This window comes from Sphingomonas alpina, assembly GCF_014490665.1.
GTDB lineage: Bacteria > Pseudomonadota > Alphaproteobacteria > Sphingomonadales > Sphingomonadaceae > Sphingomonas > Sphingomonas alpina.
The window spans coordinates 1,935,420-1,954,143 of sequence record NZ_CP061038.1 but is presented as its reverse complement, the minus strand read 5'-3'; the positions used below and the strand labels follow the sequence as shown (position 1 = coordinate 1,954,143).

16 protein-coding genes and 1 pseudogene are annotated in these 18,724 nt (G+C 64.6%); 8 read left to right on the top strand and 9 right to left on the bottom strand.

Going from position 1 to position 18,724, the window contains the following annotated elements:
• Position 1: 1 nt before the first annotated feature.
• A complete protein-coding gene (locus H3Z74_RS08930; protein WP_187763535.1) occupies positions 2-1,474 on the bottom strand; it encodes a leucyl aminopeptidase in 1,473 nt (490 codons plus the stop codon).
• Positions 1,475-1,656: 182 nt separating this feature from the next.
• Between H3Z74_RS08930 and H3Z74_RS08925 the strand changes: the two genes are divergently transcribed.
• The 5 genes from H3Z74_RS08925 to H3Z74_RS08905 all read left to right on the top strand — a co-directional run bounded on the left by H3Z74_RS08925 (position 1,657) and on the right by H3Z74_RS08905 (position 8,224).
• Positions 1,657-3,912 (top strand): LPS-assembly protein LptD, encoded by a 2,256-nt coding sequence (locus tag H3Z74_RS08925; RefSeq protein WP_187763534.1) that lies wholly within the window; start codon positions 1,657-1,659, stop codon positions 3,910-3,912.
• A 76-nt stretch (positions 3,913-3,988) separates the two neighbouring features.
• The gene (locus H3Z74_RS08920; RefSeq protein ID WP_187763533.1) at positions 3,989-5,344 is read left to right on the top strand and encodes a peptidylprolyl isomerase; all 1,356 of its coding nucleotides are present in this window, start codon (positions 3,989-3,991) and stop codon (positions 5,342-5,344) included.
• A gap of 12 nt (positions 5,345-5,356) precedes the next feature.
• Complete coding sequence (pdxA, locus tag H3Z74_RS08915) at positions 5,357-6,352, top strand: 4-hydroxythreonine-4-phosphate dehydrogenase PdxA (RefSeq protein WP_187763532.1); 996 nt, start codon at positions 5,357-5,359, stop codon at positions 6,350-6,352.
• Positions 6,349-7,170, top strand: coding sequence for a 16S rRNA (adenine(1518)-N(6)/adenine(1519)-N(6))-dimethyltransferase RsmA (gene rsmA / locus H3Z74_RS08910; protein WP_187763531.1), 822 nt, complete (start codon positions 6,349-6,351; stop codon positions 7,168-7,170). Before pdxA ends, rsmA begins: the two co-directional genes overlap by 4 nt.
• A gap of 583 nt (positions 7,171-7,753) precedes the next feature.
• The gene (locus tag H3Z74_RS08905) at positions 7,754-8,224 is read left to right on the top strand and encodes a hypothetical protein (protein WP_229726985.1); all 471 of its coding nucleotides are present in this window, start codon (positions 7,754-7,756) and stop codon (positions 8,222-8,224) included.
• On the opposite strand, the gene H3Z74_RS08900 is transcribed toward H3Z74_RS08905, so the two are convergent.
• The 3 genes and pseudogenes from H3Z74_RS08900 to guaB all read right to left on the bottom strand — a co-directional run bounded on the left by H3Z74_RS08900 (position 8,214) and on the right by guaB (position 11,528).
• On the bottom strand, positions 8,214-8,729 hold the full coding sequence (locus tag H3Z74_RS08900) for a tetratricopeptide repeat protein (RefSeq protein ID WP_187763530.1): 516 nt from the start codon (positions 8,727-8,729) through the stop codon (positions 8,214-8,216). The genes H3Z74_RS08905 and H3Z74_RS08900 overlap by 11 nt on opposite strands.
• Positions 8,730-8,775: 46 nt before the next feature.
• Positions 8,776-9,951 carry an RsmB/NOP family class I SAM-dependent RNA methyltransferase gene (locus H3Z74_RS08895; protein ID WP_187763529.1) on the bottom strand — a complete coding sequence of 392 codons (1,176 nt, stop codon included), beginning with the start codon at positions 9,949-9,951 and terminating at the stop codon, positions 8,776-8,778.
• Between the two features lie 120 nt (positions 9,952-10,071).
• A pseudogene (gene guaB / locus H3Z74_RS08890) lies at positions 10,072-11,528 on the bottom strand (IMP dehydrogenase).
• Positions 11,529-11,677: 149 nt separating this feature from the next.
• Between guaB and H3Z74_RS08885 the strand changes: the two are divergent.
• Together H3Z74_RS08885 and H3Z74_RS08880 are read left to right on the top strand one after the other, a co-directional pair.
• Positions 11,678-12,649, top strand: a complete 972-nt coding sequence (locus tag H3Z74_RS08885) for an SPFH domain-containing protein (RefSeq protein ID WP_187763528.1) — start codon at positions 11,678-11,680, stop codon at positions 12,647-12,649.
• Entirely contained in the window at positions 12,646-13,104 is a 459-nt protein-coding gene (locus H3Z74_RS08880) for an NfeD family protein (protein ID WP_229726984.1), read from the top strand. Before H3Z74_RS08885 ends, H3Z74_RS08880 begins: the two co-directional genes overlap by 4 nt.
• Positions 13,105-13,149: 45 nt before the next feature.
• Here H3Z74_RS08880 and H3Z74_RS08875 read toward each other — a convergent pair whose 3' ends face one another.
• The 4 genes from H3Z74_RS08875 to H3Z74_RS08860 form a co-directional block, all read right to left on the bottom strand.
• Positions 13,150-13,521: a hypothetical protein gene (locus H3Z74_RS08875; RefSeq protein ID WP_187763527.1), complete on the bottom strand. Its 372-nt coding sequence runs from the start codon at positions 13,519-13,521 to the stop codon at positions 13,150-13,152.
• A 193-nt stretch (positions 13,522-13,714) separates the two neighbouring features.
• The gene (locus tag H3Z74_RS08870) at positions 13,715-14,350 is read right to left on the bottom strand and encodes a DUF937 domain-containing protein (protein WP_187763526.1); all 636 of its coding nucleotides are present in this window, start codon (positions 14,348-14,350) and stop codon (positions 13,715-13,717) included.
• 78 nt (positions 14,351-14,428) lie between these two features.
• Positions 14,429-14,875 carry a hypothetical protein gene (locus H3Z74_RS08865; protein ID WP_187763525.1) on the bottom strand — a complete coding sequence of 149 codons (447 nt, stop codon included), beginning with the start codon at positions 14,873-14,875 and terminating at the stop codon, positions 14,429-14,431.
• A 42-nt stretch (positions 14,876-14,917) separates the two neighbouring features.
• Positions 14,918-16,531 (bottom strand): phosphoenolpyruvate carboxykinase, encoded by a 1,614-nt coding sequence (locus tag H3Z74_RS08860; protein WP_187763524.1) that lies wholly within the window; start codon positions 16,529-16,531, stop codon positions 14,918-14,920.
• Between the two features lie 251 nt (positions 16,532-16,782).
• Between H3Z74_RS08860 and H3Z74_RS08855 the strand changes: the two genes are divergently transcribed.
• Positions 16,783-17,577: a phytanoyl-CoA dioxygenase family protein gene (locus H3Z74_RS08855; RefSeq protein ID WP_187763523.1), complete on the top strand. Its 795-nt coding sequence runs from the start codon at positions 16,783-16,785 to the stop codon at positions 17,575-17,577.
• 92 nt (positions 17,578-17,669) lie between these two features.
• Here H3Z74_RS08855 and H3Z74_RS08850 read toward each other — a convergent pair whose 3' ends face one another.
• The gene (locus H3Z74_RS08850; protein WP_187763522.1) at positions 17,670-18,683 is read right to left on the bottom strand and encodes a hypothetical protein; all 1,014 of its coding nucleotides are present in this window, start codon (positions 18,681-18,683) and stop codon (positions 17,670-17,672) included.
• Positions 18,684-18,724: the final 41 nt, after the last annotated feature.

The following is an 18,724-nucleotide window of genomic DNA, read 5'->3' as shown; positions in this document are numbered from 1 at the left end:
ATCAGCCTTCGAAATTGTCCGCGACGAAGCGGTCGAGCAGGCGCACGCCATAGCCGGTCGCGCCCTTGTCGAAGGTCGCGCCCGCCTTGTCGGCCCACACCATGCCGGCGATGTCGAGATGCGCCCAGCGCACCCCGGTTTCGATGTAGCGTTGCAAAAATTGCGCTGCAGTAATCGAACCCGCGCCGCGCGGACCGACATTCTTCATGTCGGCGATCGGGCTGTCGATCAGCTTGTTATAGGTGTCCGACAGCGGGAAGCGCCACAACAGGTCGCCCGACGCTTTGCCCGCGGCGAGCAGTTCGTCGGCAAGCGAATCGTCATTGGCGAAGCAGCCGCCATGTTCATTGCCCAGGCTGATGATCATCGCGCCGGTGAGCGTCGCGAGATCGACGATCGTCTTGGGGCGGTGCGTTTTCTGTACCCAGGTCAGCGCATCGCACAGTACCAGGCGCCCTTCGGCGTCGGTGTTGAGCACTTCGATCGTCTGGCCCGACATCGATGTGATGACGTCGCCCGGGCGCATCGCGGCGCCATCGGGCATATTTTCGACCAGGCCGCACACGCCGATCACATTGGCCTTGGCTTTGCGCGAGGCGAGCGACTTCATCGCTCCGACCACCGCGCCGGCGCCGCCCATGTCCCATTTCATGTCTTCCATGCCAGGGCCGGGCTTGAGCGAAATGCCGCCCGTGTCGAAGGTCACGCCCTTGCCGACCAGTGCCACCGCGGGGTCGCCCTCACCTGCGCCGTTCCATTTCAGCGCGAGGAGCCGCGCTTCGCGGGCCGAGCCCAGGCTGACGCCGAGCAGTGCACCCATGCCGAGATCGCGCATCGCCGCCTCGTCGAGCACGGTCACTTCGAGACCCAGGCCCTGGGTCTCGGCCAGCACTTTGGCCACGAAGCTCTCCGGATAGATCACGTTCGGCGGCTCGGCCACCAGCGTACGGGTCAGTTCCAGTCCTTCGGTCAACGCCTTTTGATGCGACCAGGCCGCTTCGGTGCCTTCCGGCGCGTTGAGTAAAGTGATCGAGGTCAACGTCGGCTTGGCCTTTTCGGGCAGCTTGGTGCGGTAGATATCGTGCCGCCAGCTGCGCTGCGCCGCCGCGGCCGCGAACCGGGCGGCGGCCTTGGGCGCGGGATCCGCGCCGGCAAAATCGACCGTCACGGCCTCGACGCCCGAGGTGAGCAGTCGGGCGGTCAGCGCGCCGCCGGCCTTTTCATAATCCGCTTCGCTGCCATTGCCGGCGCCGAGTAGCAGAATCCGGCGTACGCCATCGCCTGCACCGACAAAGACTTCGGCAATTCCAGCAGCTTCGCCGTCGAACCGGCTGCTGCGCGCCGCGCCCAGCGCGATCTTGCGCGCTGCATCATCAAGCCCCGGAAACGTCGCTCGCTCCAGCGCATCCTTTTCGACCAGCAGCGCAAGCGGCGTGCCGGAATCGGCGGGAGCGGCGGAGAAAAGGATCTGCATGGAAACCTCGGTCGATTGAGATTGGGGGATGAGTCGCCCCCTCTAGGCCAGCGAAGCCAGACTGGCAAAGTGCCCGCGGCCGCCGACTCCATGTCTCAGCGAGATTGCGGCGGACGTCTCGTGATGCGATAGGGCAAGCGTTCGCGCGTCATTCCGGCGCGTCTGGGGGTGTGTTTCCCGACGTGAAGCGTTCCGATCTGCTTTTGACGTGTGCCCTGGCCGGTGTGACGCCGCTCGCCCTGATTCTTGCGCCGGGTGTGCAGGCGCAGGACCTGCAGACGCGTACCGTCCCGCCGCCACCGCCCTCCGCAACACCGTTGCCGACGACCGATGAACAGGTGCAGTTCACCGCCGGCACGCTTGAATACGACCTCAATAATGAGGTTGTGACGGCCAATGGCGATGTCCGCATGTATCGCGGCGGCGACCGGCTGCGGGCCGACAAGGTCGTGTGGAACCGCAACACCGGCAAGGTCCTTGCGACCGGCAATGTCGCGGTGACCAATCCGGGTGGCGATACTGCCTATGGCGATTCGATCGACCTGACCGATTCCCTGAAGGACGGCGTGGTCGACAATATGCTGATCGTGCTTGAACGCGGCGGCCGCCTTGCCGCGCGCAAGGGCACGCGGGCACTGGATGAGACGGTGACGCTCGACGATGCCGCCTTCACGCCCTGCGCGGTGACCACGTCCAAGGGGTGCCCCAAGGAGCCGTCCTGGAAGATCACTGCCGTCAAGATCGTCTATCGCCCCGACCGCGAGCGGGTTTATTATGACGGTGCGCAGATCAACCTGTTCGGCCTGCCGTCGATCCCTTTGCCGAGATTCTCGCACACGGTCAGCGACGGCAGCGCGAGCGGCTTGCTGAGCCCCGATTTCCGCTACGGCCGGGTCAACGGCCTGGAATATTCGCAACCCTATTATTTCCGCCTGGCGCCCAATCGCGGCCTGATCGTCACGCCGCGCGTGTTCAGCAACGCTCTGCCGATGCTTCAGGCCGATTACAGCGCGCTCGACAGCAAGGGGGCGTACCGTATCGGTGCCTATGCAACGGTCAGCCGGCGCAGCGACGATCTCGGCTCGGCAGCGCCGCTGGTGACGGAAATGGCGTTTCGCGGCTATCTCGACGGCGTCGCCCGGTATCAGTTCGACGAGAATTGGAGTGTGAAGGCCTCGCTACGGCTGGCCACGGACCGCACCTTCTTGCGCCGGTACGACATCTCCAATGACGACCGGCTCCGCTCGACCGCGAGCCTGGAGCGGATCGATGCGGACAGCTATTTCGCCATCACCGGCTGGGCGGTGCAGACGCTGCGCATCAACGACAATCAGAGCCAGCAGCCGATCGCCTTGCCCGAACTCGACTATCGCCGTCGTTTCAATGACGGCCTGCTTGGCGGCAAGTTTCAGATTCAGGTCAACACGCTGGCGATCACGCGGACCCATGGCGAGGATACGCAGCGCGCTTTCGCCAGTGCGCGCTGGGATTTGCGCAAGCTGACCTCGTTCGGACAGGAAGTGACCTTCACTGCCTTCGCCCGCGGCGATGTCTACAACGCGAACGACACGCTCGCCACGACGATCCCGAGCTATCGCGGCACCGAAGGTGTGCATGGCCGCGTAATGGGCACGGTCGCGATCGATGTGAAATGGCCGTTCATCGGCGAATTCCTGGGTGGCACGCAGCGCCTGACACCGCGGTTTCAGATCGCAGCGTCGCCCAAGACCGAAAATCTCGACATTCCCAATGAAGACGCGCGTGCGGTCGATCTCGACGATTCCAACCTGTTCGCGCTCAACCGCTTCCCCGGTTATGACCGGTTCGAGGATGCGACGCGGTTCACCTATGGTCTGGATTGGGCGCTGGATCTGCCGGGCCTGTCGATCAAGACCAATGTCGGGCAAAGCTATCGCCTGGGTCAGCGACCGGTAATCTTTCCGGACGGGACCGGCCTGACCGACCGTTTTTCCGACATTGTCGGCCGCAACGAGATCCGCTTCCGCGATTTCGTGTCGTTCACACAGCGCTACCGGCTCGACAAGGACAGTCTGGCGGTGCGTCGCAACGAGCTCGACCTGACCGTCGGGTCGCGCAGTACCTATCTGCTGGTCGGCTATTTGCGGCTCAACCGGAACATCGATCCGGCGCTTGAAGACCTGCAGGACCGCGAGGAAGCGCGGCTTGCCGGCCGGGTCCAGGTTGCGCGCTTCTGGTCGCTATTCGGCTCTGCGGTCTTCGACCTGACCGATCGCAATGAGGATCCGCTGTCGGCGTCGGATGGTTTTTCTCCCGTTCGCCACCGTGTCGGCGTCAATTATGAAGATGATTGTCTGCGCTTTGGCCTGACCTGGAAGCGCGATTATCAGAATGCCGGCGACGCCCGCGCCGGCAATAGCTTCCTGTTGAGTCTGGCATTCAAGAATCTTGGCCGCTAAGCTTGGGTTCACCTGCCCTGTTTCATGGATTTACCGCCGGGACGCGACGGCGCGATATGGGATATTGAACGACGTGATGATTTCGAAGACGAAGGCGGCCCGGACCGGCCGCGCGGTTGCTTTCCTGGCGGGCCTTGCGGTTGCCGGCACCGTGGCCGCACAAACCGTGAGCGACAACAGCGTTCCGAGTACCGGTCTCGACATTCCCGCCAATATGCAGATTTTCGGCAAGGTCGACCCGAACGTCCGCAAGCCGACCGCAATCGTCAACGACAGCGTCATCACCGGCACCGATGTCGACCAGCGCGTGGCCTTGATCGTTTCGGCCAATGAACTCAAGCTCAGCGCAGAGGACAGGGATCGCCTCAAGCTGCAGATTCTGCGTCAGCTGATCGACGAGACGCTGCAGATCCAGGAAGCCAAGACCAGCGACATCACGGTGACGCAGCCGGAGATCACTCAGAGCTTCGACCGCGTGTCGCGGAACTTCAAGCGCAGCCCGGCCGAGATGCGTACCTATCTGCGCTCCGTCGGGTCGTCCGAGCGATCACTGAAACGCCAGATCGAGGGCGAACTTGCCTGGCAGCGCTATCTGCGTCGCAAGGTCGAACCCAACGTTAATGTCAGCGACGAGGAAGTGCAGGGTATTCTCGACCGCATCAAGGCGTCGAAGGGTATGGACGAATTCCATGTGAGCGAAATCTATCTGTCGGCAACTCCCGAACGCGCGCAGCAGGTCAATGCCACCATGCGCCAGATGATCGAGAAGATTCAAAAGGGCGAAGCACCGTTCGAATATTTCGCGCGTAACTCCTCCGAAGCCTCGACCCGCGCGGTCGGCGGCGATCTCGGCTGGGTTCGTGCTGCGCAGCTGCCGGATTCGCTCGCCGCCGCGGCAACGTCGATGCAGGTCGGCCAGGTCGCCGGGCCGATCGAAGTGCCGGGCGGCTTTTCGATCCTGTACCTGGTCGACAAAAGGCAGGTGCTGACCGCCGACCCGCGTGATGCGCGCCTCGCCCTGAAGCAGCTGACGGTGCGGTTCCCCGCCGGCACGACCCAGGCGGGCGCCACCGCGCGCGCGGCGGAGTTCGCCAAAGCGGTGCAGACCATTCAGGGCTGTGGCGGCGTGGCCAAGATCGCCGGCGATATCGGCGCCGAAGTGGTCGACAGCGACGCGGTGTCGATCCGCGACCTGCCGCCCGCGCTGCAGGAAATCATGCTGAAGCTGCAGGTCGGCCAGGCGACGCCGCCGTTCGGATCGGCGCAGGACGGCGTCCGCGCGCTGGTGGTGTGCGGCCGCGACGATCCGCGTAACGGCGACTTGCCGCAAGCTGAGGCGATCCAGCGCCAGATGGAGCAAACGCGCGTCAATTTGCGTGCGCAGACGCTGCTGCGCGATCTTCGCCGCGACGCGGTCATCGATTATCGCTGAGCGGCCCGTCCGATGACCCTGCCGCTTGCCGTTTCGATGGGCGACCCTGCCGGGATCGGGCCCGAAGTGATCGCCAAGGCATGGCTCAAACGCGATGCGCATGCGCTCGCGCCGTTCTTCGCGGTCGGCGATGCACGCGCGATCTCGGCTGTCTGGCAAGGGCCTGTCGCCCGGATCAGCGACCCGGCCGAGGCTAACCAGGCCTTCGCCACCGCCCTGCCCGTCCTCAATGTCGAGGATGGCGGTGAGATCGTGCCCGGCCGGCCTGACGTCGATGGCGCGCGCTGCGCGCTGCACTCGCTCGAAATGGCGGCCGGCCTTGCGCGATCGGATGCCGCCCGTGCGCTGATCACTGGCCCGGTGTCGAAGGCACAACTCTATCAGATCGGCTTCAATTATCCGGGCCAGACCGAATTCATCGCCGAACGCTGTGGCATTGCCGGCGACAATGCGGTGATGATGCTGGCCGGGCCGACACTGCGCGTGGTGCCGGTGACCACGCATGTCGCGCTGGACAAGGTATCGGCGATGCTCTCGATCGAGTTGATCGTCGCCAAGGGCCGGGCGACGGCCCGCGGGCTGCAGCGCAATTTCGGGATTGCCGCGCCGCGCCTCGCCTTTGCCGGGTTCAACCCGCATGCCGGCGAAGGCGGCGCGATCGGGCGCGAGGAAATCGACTTCATCATCCCGGCGATCGCGCAGCTGCGCGACGAGGGCATCGATGCGACCGGCCCGTTCGCCGCCGACACCATGTTCCACGACCGCGCGCGCGTCACCTATGACGCGGCGATCTGCTGCTATCACGACCAGGCGCTGGTGCCGCTCAAGACGCTGCATTTCGATGAAGGCGTCAACATCACGCTCGGCCTGCCGATCGTGCGCACCTCGCCCGACCACGGCACCGCCTTCGGTATCGCCGGTCAGGACAAGGCCGAGCCCGGCGCGATGATCGCTGCGATTAAGATGGCCGGAGAAGCGACCGCGCGCCGCGCCGCCGCGGACGCGTGACCGACACATTACCGCCACTGCGCGAGGTCATCGCGCGCCATGGACTGACCGCGAGCAAGGCATTGGGGCAGAACTTCCTGCTCGACGGACAATTGCTGTCGCGCATTGCGCGCGTGCCGGGCGATCTGAAGGATGCCGAAGTGTTCGAGGTCGGTCCCGGCCCCGGCGGCCTGACCCGCGCCTTGCTTCAGGCGGGTGCGCGCGTGACCGCAGTGGAGCGCGACCGCCGCTGCATCCCCGCGCTTGCCGAACTGGGCGATGCCTTTCCCGGCAAGCTGCGCGTGATCGAGGAGGATGCGCTGGAGATCGACGCGGCCGCCCTGTTCGAGGGCAAGCCGCACATCGTCTCCAACCTGCCCTATAATATCGGCACGGCACTCCTGGTCCGCTGGCTCTCGGCCGGCTGGCTCCCCTGGTGGTCGAGCCTGACGCTGATGTTCCAGAAGGAAGTCGCCGACCGCATCGTCGCCGGGACGGATGACGACGCCTATGGCCGGCTTGCGGTGCTCGCCCAGTGGCGCAGCAGCGCGAAGCTCGCCATGCCGGTCCACCGCTCGGCTTTTACGCCGCCGCCCAAGGTGATGTCCGCTGTGGTGCATATCGTGCCGCAGGCGGCCCCCGAGGGCGTGGATTTCGCGGTGCTGGAACGCCTGACCGGTGCCGCGTTCGGGCAGCGGCGCAAGATGCTGCGCCAGAGCGTCAAGGGCGTGCCCGGCGCACTAGCGGCGCTGGAGCAGGTCGGGATCGAAGCGACCCGCCGGGCGGAAACTGTAAGCGTCGCGGAGTTTACCGAGGTGGCGCGCGTGATGAGCGCGTAAGGAATTTTGCACGCCGGTTCTGGCGATCCTGTGTTCGACACTGAGAAAGAGCGCGCCGGTATATGCTCGACGAGAGATGAGATGCCCGATCCCGGGTAATGGTAGAATCGCCGCCAGCAACAAGGCTGAGGGACTGGCGGCGGGAGATATGGGACACCGGTATGTCGCATATCTCATGTCTCATACCCCGACGTCACTTCGCCATGAGATTTTGACAATATCGTTATATATCAAGTATTAACTTGAGCACTTAAGTTGTAATCGATCACCGTTGAGCGCGCCCGCTCCGGTCGTGCTCCTTACACCTCGTCTATATGGTATCACCCGAGCGATCCCGGCTCAGCGTGAACGGCGTGGGTTTGATCTACCCTGCTCCAGGGTCGGATCACAATTTCCAGCCCCGAGATGGAGAGCCTGGAAAATGCGATAACATGCGGCATCGGTACCGTTCACCGAAGACGATTTGCTGTACAAGCAAACTCAGTCGTCCCAAGAAATCCCGCAATTGCAGGTACCCTGGGGCGGATCGAAGGTGCAGGGCAACATAATAGGGGCTGGCGCGATTACCGACATTCCACCCTTCGTGATCGCAGCGCTGGTCCTGCTCTTCCTCGTCCAGTTCGCTGTACTAGCCTTCTTCCTGATCCGCGGAAAAATGCGGCGCGCACGCTCACCGGTCATTCTTCGCCCGGGCGGCAGCGTGGAGATTCCGCTGGTTGCCGCCTTTGGCGGGTGGAAAGGCATCCCGTGGATCTCGATGACCGATTCCAACCTCGCGCCGCTGCTGGTCCTGCACCAGACCGATTTCGAATACCGCGTGATCCGACTGAAACGCCGGCCCTATACGGATATCAGCAAAGTCGACCTGCGCATGGCGATCGGCACGGTCAACATCGTGCTCGACTTCGACAATTCGGTAAGAAACTTCGCCGGAAATACCGCGAACAAGGAAAATGCCCGGAAAGCATTGGATATTCTCGCGAGCAAAGGCTGCCCGCTGAGCGAGCGCGTGCGCGTCTTCCTCTCAGATCCTGCCCTGACTCTTATTCCTTAGCGGTTGCCGGCTTCTCGGGCACCTTGGTCTGCGCCGCCGCCGTCACGATCGGCGGCCCCTTGGCGATCACTGCCGCCAGCGTCACCGCCTCGGGACAGGCCGCCTTGCCGCACAGGGTCTTGATCTTGCCGAGGTTCGCCTTGGCCTGGATCACCGCGCCCTTGGCGACCAGGGCCTCGCCCTGGCCCTGCAGCGCGACGCGATCGTTCGGCTCAAGCAGCAGCGCCTCGCGGTACAGGCGGATTGCCTTGCCGGGCAGGCCGCGTGCCTGGGCCACGTCGCCGAGCACGATGAACGCGGCGCGATTGCGCGGATCGACCACCAGGGCGGTTTCGAGCGCGTCGGTCGCGCCGTCCAGATTGCCCGCCGCCTGCGCTGCCTTGCCCTGCGCAAGCAAAGCCATCGAGCGCGGGTCGATCTGATCGTCGGGGCGCTGGCCATGGAGGGCAGTCGATACCGTGAGCAGCGTCAGGGCTGCGGCGGCGGCGACGGACGAATAACGCATGATGCTCTCCAACAGGGGCAGAACGGGTTTTGTCACAATGGTTCGGCTAGCATGGCCGTTTCAGTCTTGCGACAAAAAACCCGTCGGTATCATCATGCGCCGGTGTGAGCCGGATGCCGGGGCCATGCGTTCGCCCGGCGGGCAAGTCGAGTTGGTCGACACTCCACTCCGGATGCTCGCCGAGGAAATGTGCGACTTGCCCCGCTCCTTCGTTGTCGAGCAGCGAGCAGACGATATAGATCAGCGCCCCGCCCGGCTTGACCAGGTTCGCGCCGATCTCGAGCACATGCGCCTGGGTTGCGACGAGCCGCTCGATCCGGTCCGGGGTCAGCCGCCAGCGCGCCTCGGGGTTGCGCCGCCAGGTGCCGGTGCCCGAACAGGGCGCATCGATCAGCACGCAATCGCTGTTGCCCTGCCAATCCTCCAGTGCTTCGGCCTCGCGCGTCGGGTTGAGCAGCCGCGTCTCGATGATCGTCGCCCCGGCCCGCGCGGCGCGCGGCGCCAGGCGCGACAGGCGGTTGCGATCGGTATCGGTGGCGAGCAGCACGCCGCGATTATCCATCGCCGCCGCCAAGGCGAGCGTCTTGCCGCCGGCTCCGGCGCAAAGGTCGACGATGCGCATGTCGGGCGCGGCCTTCGCCGCCATGGTGACGATCTGGCTGCCCGCATCCTGTACCTCGATCGCGCCGTCCTTCGCCGCCTCCAGCGCCTCGACATTGGTACCCGAGGGCAATCGCAGCGCATCGGGCAATGCGGCGATCGGTTCGGCACCCTCGATCGGCTCGGGCGCGGGCTTGAGGCGGTTGATCCGTACGTCCAGCGGCGCGCGGTCGATCAGCGCGGGGAGTTCTTCCTCGCCGATGCCGGAATCGAGCAACTTGGCGACGATCCAGTCCGGGGCGGTGCCGATCTTGCCCGCGGTTTCGCTCGCACCGATCGCGGCCGGGGCATGCGCCGAGCCGTCGAACAATGCCGCGATATCCGGATCGGCCTGCGCCAGCGCGAGCATCGCCGCCCGGCCGCTTTTGGGGCGATCGCCCAACTGCCGGATCGCCGCATAGACCAGCTCGCGCACCGCGCGCCGATCCTTGCTGCCGGCATAGCGCCGCTCGGCGAAATACCGCGCGATCAGCGTGTCGGCCGCCGCGCCCTGGTCACGCGCGGCGACGACGATCGCATCGAGCAGCTCGATCGCTGCCTGAATTCGTGCCGATGGTGTCATTTGATATTCCAGACTTCGTCATGCCGGACTTGTTCCGGCATCCACTGCGCCGCTTAGGCTATAGGCGTTGCTCTTGCGGCACGGTGGACCCCGGAACAAGTCCGGGGTGACGAAGAAAGCCTACCGCGTCGGATAATTCGGCGCCTCACGCGTGATCGTCACGTCATGCACATGGCTTTCCATCAGCCCCGCACCGGTGATCTGCACGAACCGCGCGCGCTTCTGCAATTCCTCGATCGTCGCCGATCCGGTGTACCCCATTGCCGCCTTCACGCCGCCGACCAACTGGTGGATCACGTCGCGCGCCGGCCCCTTGAACGCGACCTGCCCCTCAATGCCTTCGGGCACCAGCTTGAGCTGATCCTTGATATCGCCCTGGAAATAGCGATCGGCGGAGCCTGGCCCATCGCGCCGACCGACCCCATGCCGCGATAGGATTTATACGCCCGACCCTGATAGAGGAAGGTTTCGCCCGGCGCTTCCTCGGTGCCGGCGAGCAGCGACCCGATCATCACGCTCGACGCGCCGCCGGCCAATGCCTTGGCGATATCGCCCGAAGTACGGATGCCGCCATCGGCAATGATCGGAACGCCGCTCCTATGGCCTTCGGCGGCGCATTCCATCACTGCGGTCAGCTGCGGTACGCCGACCCCGGCGACGACGCGCGTCGTGCAGATCGAGCCCGGCCCGATGCCGACCTTGATCCCGTCCGCCCCGGCATCGATCAGCGCGCGCGCGGCTTCCGCCGTCGCGACGTTGCCGGCGATGACCTGCACCGAATTGCTCAGCTTCTTCACCCGCTCGACCGCGCGCGCGACGTCGCGGTTATGGCCATGCGCGGTGTCGATCACGATCAGGTCGAGCTCGGCATCGACCAGCGCCTCGGTCCGCTCGAACCCCTTGTCGCCGACCGTCGTCGCCGCGGCGACGCGCAGCCGGCCCGCCGCGTCCTTGGTCGCATTGGGGTAATTGACCGCCTTTTCCATGTCCTTGACGGTGATCAGGCCGACGCAGCGATAGCTCTCATCGACCACCAGCAGTTTTTCGATCCGGCGTTGATGCAGCAGGCGGCGGGCCTCGTCCTGCGACACGCCGCTCGACACGGTGGCGAGATTCTCATGCGTCATCAGTTCGGCGACCGGCTGGCGCGGGTTGCCGGCAAAGCGTACGTCGCGATTGGTCAGGATACCGACCAGCTTGCCGTCCTTCTCGACCACCGGAATGCCGCTGATCCGATGCCGGGTCATCAGCGCCTGCGCTTCGGCCAGCGTGGCGTCGGGTGCGATGGTGATCGGGTTGACCACCATGCCGGATTCGAAGCGCTTGACCTGACGCACCGCGGCGACCTGCTCGTCGATCTCCATATTGCGGTGAAGCACGCCGATGCCGCCAAGCTGCGCCATGACGATCGCCATGTCGGCCTCGGTCACCGTGTCCATCGCCGAGGACAGGATCGGGATGTCGAGCTTGATGCCGCGCGTCAGCTGAGTCGATGTGTTGGCCTGGCTGGGAACGATGTCGGACTCCGCCGGATACAGCAGAACATCGTCGAAGGTGAGGCCGAGGCGGATTTCCATGGGGTGCCAGTTCCTGCGCGGGGGAGAATCGTGGCGGCTCATGTAACCAAAGGTGCCGATAAGCGCTAGGGTCCGCGGCACCGCATTTGGCTGTTCTTGCCCAACCGATGTGCTAAATCTGGTGCGACCGATTGGAAGAGGGCGATATCATGGAATTGACCGCAGGCGTGCTCGTGCTGGCGCTGGTGCTGCTCTACCTCTTCACGAGCATCAAGATCGTCCGGCAAGGCTATCAATATACGATCGAACATTTCGGCCGCTTCACGACAACGGCGCGCCCGGGGTTCAATTTCTACCCTGCCTTCTTTTATCGCGTCGGCCGCCGCATCAACATGATGGAGCAGGTGATCGATATTCCGGGGCAGGAGATCATCACCAAGGATAACGCCATGGTCGCGGTCGACGGCGTGGTGTTCTTCCAGGTGCTCGACGCGGCCAAGGCGGCGTATGAAGTGTCCGAACTCTATGTCGCGATCCTGCAGCTGACCACGACCAATCTTCGCACCGTGATGGGCTCGATGGACCTCGACGAGACCCTGTCCAAGCGCGACGAGATCAACGCCCGGCTGCTCTCCGTGGTCGATCACGCGACCACCGCCTGGGGCGTGAAGATCACCCGCGTCGAAGTGAAGGACATTCGCCCGCCCGCCGATATCGTCAACGCGATGGGCCGCCAGATGAAGGCCGAACGCGAAAAGCGCGCCAACATCCTCGAAGCCGAAGGCAGCCGCGCATCGGAGATCCTGCGCGCCGAGGGCCAGAAACAGTCGAAGATCCTCGAAGCCGAAGGCCGGCGCGAGGCGGCGTTCCGCGATTCGGAAGCACGCGAGCGCGCTGCCGAGGCCGAGGCGACCGCGACCAGGGTGGTGTCGGTCGCGATCGAGCAGGGCAGCCCACAGGCGATCAACTATTTCATCGCGCAGAAATATGTCGAGGCAGTCGGCAAGTTCGCCACCTCGCCCAACGCCAAGACCATCCTGTTCCCGGTCGAGGCGACACAACTGATCGGTACTTTGGGCGGCATCGGCGAGATCGCGCGCGAGGCGCTGGCGGATCGTCCGGCGGCATCGCCTGCCGCCCCTGCCCGCCCGCGCGTTCCCGTGACGCGGGGTGAGCAGTGACGATCGACGGGATGAGCGCCGGCGCATTCTGGCTCATCGCGGCGCTGGTGCTGGGCGTCACCGAACTGGTCCTGCCCGGCGTCTTCCTGGTCTTCATCGCGATCGCCGCGGCGATCACCGGCGTGGTGATGCTCGCGCTGCCCGACCTGCCGCCGATCGTGCAGTTCGCGTCCTTTGCGATCTGGAGCGGCGTTGCGGTGATGATCGGGCGCCGCTGGTATCGCGACTATCCGGTCGCCTCGAGTGATCCGATGCTCAACGATCGTGGCGCACGGCTGATCGGTGAGATCGTCACGGTCGAGCAGGCGATCGAATCCGGTTCCGGCCGGGTCCGGCAGGCCGATGGCAGTTGGCCGGCACGCGGGCCGGATGCCCCGACCGGCGCGCGAATGCGCGTGGTCGCGATCGAAGCCGGCGTGCTGGTGGTCGAGACGATCGCCCTTCCCGCCGCCTGACGGCCCCCGGCTCGCGCCGGGGACCCGGGGATTACCCTTTCGGGATCATTTCTTGCCGAACAGGCCGCCGGCCAGGCCGGCGATATCGTCGAGCGGGTTACCGTCGCCGTCGCGATCGAGCAGCCCGCCGACCTTGCCCAGGATGCCATCGGCACCGCCGGACGCACCGAGCAGGCTGGCAAATTGGGCAAGCGACCCTTCACCGCCGATATGGCCGACGACCTGCTGCAGGATGTCCGGCGAAATGCCTGTGGTCGAGGCGGCGGTCGCCACGGTATCGCCGGGTTCGGGATGCGCCTGGCCCAGCGCGGTCACCGCACTTTCGGCTTGCTCCGGTGTCAGGCCGACCTTGGCGGCAAGGTTCGCGATATCGACATTGCCGGCAACCTGGCCAAGCAGTCCATCAAGCAATCCCATGATCAATTCCTTCGACTCGAACGGTGCCCTAAGCGGCATCGCACGCTAAGCCGAACCGGCCCTGCACACGAGCGAATCCTGATGGCGCGAACCGCGACCGGGACGCAGCGCCCGATCTGGCCGACCGAATGACGACGCGGCCGGCCGGGAATACCTCAGCCGTTATGCTTAGTGCCCCACTCAGCGCCCCAATTCAGCGCCCCGTGAGCTTGCCCGCCATGCCGAGGATATCGTCAAGCGGATTGCCGTCATGGTTCAGGTCGATCAGCGATCCGAGCCCGCCCCAGCCCGACGCCGTCGGTGCTGCCGGGGCCGGTTGTGGCGCCGCCTGCTGACCGCCGCCGAGGATCGACCCGACAAGGCCACCGAGCATGCCGCCAAGACCGCTCTGCGGGCTTTCCGATGCGGCGCCGGTCGACGAAGCGCTCGCCTGTTTCGCCAGATAGCCCGCGACCGCCATGGCCAGCAGCGGCAGCATCTTCTTGAGCAGATCCGACGACACACCGCTTTGCGCTGCGGCATGGTCGGCTACGGTACGGCTGACATCCTTCGAACCGAAAATCTGGCCCAGCACGTTGTTACCGGCATTCACGTCGCTGGCGCCGGGCGCGAGGACATTGGCGAGCAGGCCCCCGCCGCCAAGGCTGCCGAGAATGCCCGCAAGGCCGGCCAGACCGTCAGGATGCTGTTGCGCCTGCCCCTTCATGCCGCCGAGGATCGCGGGGAGCAGTGCCGCGGCGCCCGCCTGCGCTGTGCCTTCGTCGATGCCGAGCTGGCTGGAAATGGCGCTGATACCGCCCGCCTGATTGATGATGTCCATTACGTTCATCTGTCGCGCTCCTTGCGGTCCGGGGTCAGCCTAGGACCGAACGGCAATGCTGTCAGCCTGAATCGCCCCGCGGCGAAATCAGGGCAAAGCGACCAGGTCGGGTGGCACGAATCCCCTCCGCGCAGCGACGGAAAACAGGCGTTTCCGGCTGTAGAAACGCAGCGGCCAGTCGCGCAGCCCGATCGGGGACGCCAGCAGCGTATTGACTGCCTCGACCAGCGCTTCGCCCGGCGCACGGCCGGACAGATGCAGCCTGATCCCGGCGACGAAACAGCGCGTGATCGTGTCGTGATAGCCCTGCGTGTCGTCATTCACGCCGCCGACGCTCTCATTATAGGCGGAGATGATCGCTGCGATCCGCGTATCGACGTCGATATCGGGCCGATCGCGGATCAGCCACAGGGTCGCGCCGAGATGCGCCTCATGCGTCCATTCCGCCTTGGGCAGCGTGCACGCGAGCAACCCCTCCCCGATCCGGCGGATCGCGGCGTCATCGGCAAAAGGGCGAAATGGCAGGTCGGTCATCGTATCAGGCTTTCCTTGGTGCCCGATCCGATGACCGGGCTGTTACACAGTCTGGGCGGTTCGGGAAGCAGGTGCCGATTGTCGCACGCCCTCATCGACATGGTCTGCGAACTGGGCGAAATTGTTGACGAACTCATCGACCAGCTTGGCCGCCGTCGCGTCATATTCAGCCTTGTTCGACCATGTTTCGCGTGGGTCGAGGATCGCGCTGTCGACGCCCGTCACCGCAACCGGCACCTTGAAGCCGAAATTCGGATCGGTGCGGAACTCCGCGTCGTTCAGGCTGCCGTCGAGCGCGGCATTGAGCAATGCGCGGGTCGCCTTGATCGGCATGCGCTTGCCGACGCCGTATTTGCCGCCGGTCCAGCCGGTATTGACCAGCCAGCAATCGACCCCGCCCTTGGCGATCCGCTCCTTCAGCAGATTGCCATAGACCGATGGGTGGCGCGGCATGAACGGCGCGCCGAAACAGGTCGAGAAGGTCGCGCTCGGCTCGGTCACGCCGATCTCGGTGCCCGCGACGCGCGCGGTATAGCCCGACAGGAAATGGTACATCGCCTGGTCCGGCGTCAGCTTCGAGATCGGCGGCAGGATGCCGTAGGCGTCCGCGGTCAGGAAGATGATGTTGCGCGGCACCGGCCCCATATTCTTCTCCGACGCATTCGGAATGAAGTCGATCGGATAGGCGCCGCGGCTGTTTTCGGCGAGGCTGTCATCGTCAAGGTCGAGCTGGCGTGTGACCTGGTCCATCACGACATTTTCCAGGATCGTGCCGAACCGCTTGGTCGTCGCAAAGATCTCCGGCTCGGCATCGGCCGACAGGCGGATCATCTTGGCGTAGCAACCGCCCTCGAAATTGAACACGGCGGTGTCCGACCAGCCATGCTCGTCGTCGCCGATCAGCGTGCGGCTGGCGTCGGCGCTGAGTGTCGTCTTGCCCGTGCCCGACAGACCGAAGAACACGGCGGTGTCGCCATTCGCGCCCATATTGGCCGAACAATGCATCGGCATCACACCGGTCGGCGGCAGCAGGTAATTGAGCAGGCCGAACACCGACTTCTTCATCTCGCCGGCATAACGCGTGCCGCCGATCAGGATCAGCTTCTCGGTGAAATTGACCGCGATCACCGTCTCGCTGCGGCAGCCATGCTTGGCCGGATCGGCAACGAAGCTCGGCAGGTCGATGATCGTGTAATCGGCGACGAAGCCGCGCAGCTGGCTCTCTTCCGGTCGCACCAGCATCGTGCGGATAAAGCTGTTGTGCCAGGCAAGTTCAGTCACGACGCGGACGTTGACGCGGTGCTCGGGCTGCGATCCGCCGAACAAATCCTGGATGAACAGATCTTCCTTGCTCTTCAGCGCAGCGAGGAAATCGGTCTTCAGCGCGGCGAAATGCTCAGGAGACATCGCCTTGTTGCTCTTGCCCCACCACACAGTGTTCTCGGTCTCGGCATCGCGGACGATGAATTTGTCCTGCGCCGAGCGTCCGGTATGCGCACCGGTTTCGACGACCAGCGGGCCGTCGGCGGACAATTTGCCCTCGCCGCGTGAGATCGCGGCCTGAATCAGGCGCGCAGTGACCAGGTTCCAGTGCAGATTGGCGCGGGTCTCGATACCCTGCGCTTCAAGGCCGGCGTCGGGAATGCGATCGCTCACGTTTGTCTCTCCGAATAATGCAGTGCGGGCGTTGCCGCATACCAATGTGATGATTGGGCGCATATCGCCGCCACGCCGGAGCGTCAAACATTGGGCCAACGGGCGCACGCCAACTGCGCCGGAACCGCGCTCATGCGCGCCGGACGTCAAATGCTCCACCCTCTCACTGCCGAACGATTGCGGTCTGGATTTATCCAGGAATAGATATATTCTTATTTAAATTCCATAAAAATATCAAACTGGAGAGGATTATGCTGACTAAGGCGTCGACTCGGTCCTGGCAGGAGAAGGGATATTTCTTCGAACGCAGCCTGATTGCGAAGGAGCGCGTTGCACAGATCGAGGCCGAGACAATCGCGGCCATCGCCGCCGATCCGCCGGCGGCGCATCTCGGTGAGCGCGTCTATCTCACCGCACAGGATCTGCTGATCTATCCCGAGACCGCGCCAAGCCCGGTCGCGCGCAACCCGGAGGATTATATCGCCAAGGTGTTCAACTGCCACGCAGTTGGCGCAGCGCATGAACTGGCGGTCGACCCGGCGATCACCGCGCGGCTGGCCAACCTGCTCGGCCCCGACATCGACTGTTTCCAGAGTCAGTTCATCTTCAAGAACCCGGGCGTGATCGGCCAGCCCTGGCACCAGGACGGCTATTATTTCCGTTATGACCGCCAGCCGCAGATCGGCGTGTGGGTCGCGCTTAGCGCCGCGACGATCGAGAATGGCTGCCTCTGGGTGCTGCCGGGTTCACACCAGGCGAACATCATCCATGAGCATGTCCCCGACCGGCGTCCTGAAACGCTGCAGGGCTATCTCGAGATCGTCTCTCAGGACACATCGGCGGACGAACCCGCGCTGATGGAGCCGGGCGACGTGCTGTTCTTCCACAGCTATCTGATGCACCGCTCGACCGACAATGTCGCCGACTATCGCCGCTCGGCGATGGTCTATCATTATGCCGAGGCGGGGACGCAACCGGCCGATCCGCTTGCGGCGGCGATGCTTGCGCCGGTCAACCGCTGGGTGCCGGCGCGGCGCAGACTCTAGCGGCCTTCCCCTCCTCCGTTCGGGCTGAGCCTGTCGAAGCCCGCGGACCAATTCATCTCAACCAGCGGTGCAGGCGATACCAGCGACTTCGATCAGCCGCGGATCGTCCAGCCGCGGTGCAGGCGCATCGGCAGGAAAGGCGCGCGCCAGCGCCTTGGCGATGCGGTCGGCGACTGGTTGGTTATACCAGCTTTCGTCCGGCGCCAGTTCGCGCCCCCGATCGCCCGACTATAGCGATATTGTCCCCAATAGATTGCCAGCGGTTCCTCCAGCGCGTTGAGCGGATTTCGCATCGAGGCGGCCGCAGGACATAGCCGCAGATAGGCCGTTGAAAGGCGCTGCCGGATACCATCATCCATGCCCGCCGAGAGGTAGTGCGCAAATTCGTGCAGCACGATCGGCGCCCAATTCATTTCCTGCATGTCGGCGTTCGGATTGGATTGCAGCAGGATATACCGCCCTCGCACCTTGGCCTGAGTGGTGGCGCGATCGGGCCACCACACGAACCGCGCGGTAAAGGCCGGCGCGGGCGGTACACGGTAAAAGGCCCGCATTTCGGCGATGAAACCGGCCAGCTTCGGATCGGTCAGCTCTGCTGCCAGCCGTTTATGCTGCGCGCCAAATCGCGATTGTGCAGCCAACAAGGTCGTCGCACGTGGCGCGAAGCGCGCGACATAGGCACGCAGCATCGCTCGATCGCTGGCCGGCTGCGCCGCAATTGCCGTACGGGCGCTCTGCGCGAAATCGGCTCCGGCAAAGAACGGCCTGGAGAATGGGTCAAGATCACGCAGCGTCTTGGCCGCCAATACGGTCATTGGTCCGGAGGCCGGTTCATCCCGCGCCACGGGCGCAGTGCGCAGCCGAAAGGCGCGATAGGCGGCGAGCAGGCGACGATCTCGTGCGCTCAATCCGTATTGCCGCGACCAATCCGCGCCATAGGCTGATGCAGTATAACCCGGCAACCAGTCAGGCAGATTGTCGAGCAGGATGAATATATCGGTCGGCCGGTGGTATTGCACGTCGACGGGTGGCGAAGGAGCGAGTGCCGCGCTCGCCATGGTTGCGTAGATCGTGAACGGCGCACAGATGATCAGGAAGCGACTCATGACGCGGCGGTAGGATGGGCGGATGCTCCTGCCAAGCGCCT

Bases quoted from the DNA above. Each gene is read 5' to 3' on its own strand.
- H3Z74_RS08930 (WP_187763535.1), bottom strand. From the start codon at position 1,474: ATGCAGATCCTTTTCTCCGCCGCTCCCGCCGATTCCGGCACGCCGCTT.
- H3Z74_RS08920 (WP_187763533.1), top strand. From the start codon at position 3,989: ATGATTTCGAAGACGAAGGCGGCCCGGACCGGCCGCGCGGTTGCTTTC.
- pdxA (WP_187763532.1), top strand. From the start codon at position 5,357: ATGACCCTGCCGCTTGCCGTTTCGATGGGCGACCCTGCCGGGATCGGG.
- H3Z74_RS08900 (WP_187763530.1), bottom strand. From the start codon at position 8,729: ATGCGTTATTCGTCCGTCGCCGCCGCCGCAGCCCTGACGCTGCTCACG.
- H3Z74_RS08895 (WP_187763529.1), bottom strand. From the start codon at position 9,951: ATGACACCATCGGCACGAATTCAGGCAGCGATCGAGCTGCTCGATGCG.
- H3Z74_RS08885 (WP_187763528.1), top strand. From the start codon at position 11,678: ATGGAATTGACCGCAGGCGTGCTCGTGCTGGCGCTGGTGCTGCTCTAC.
- H3Z74_RS08875 (WP_187763527.1), bottom strand. From the start codon at position 13,521: ATGGGATTGCTTGATGGACTGCTTGGCCAGGTTGCCGGCAATGTCGAT.
- H3Z74_RS08870 (WP_187763526.1), bottom strand. From the start codon at position 14,350: ATGAACGTAATGGACATCATCAATCAGGCGGGCGGTATCAGCGCCATT.
- H3Z74_RS08865 (WP_187763525.1), bottom strand. From the start codon at position 14,875: ATGACCGACCTGCCATTTCGCCCTTTTGCCGATGACGCCGCGATCCGC.
- H3Z74_RS08855 (WP_187763523.1), top strand. From the start codon at position 16,783: ATGCTGACTAAGGCGTCGACTCGGTCCTGGCAGGAGAAGGGATATTTC.
- H3Z74_RS08850 (WP_187763522.1), bottom strand. From the start codon at position 18,683: ATGAGTCGCTTCCTGATCATCTGTGCGCCGTTCACGATCTACGCAACC.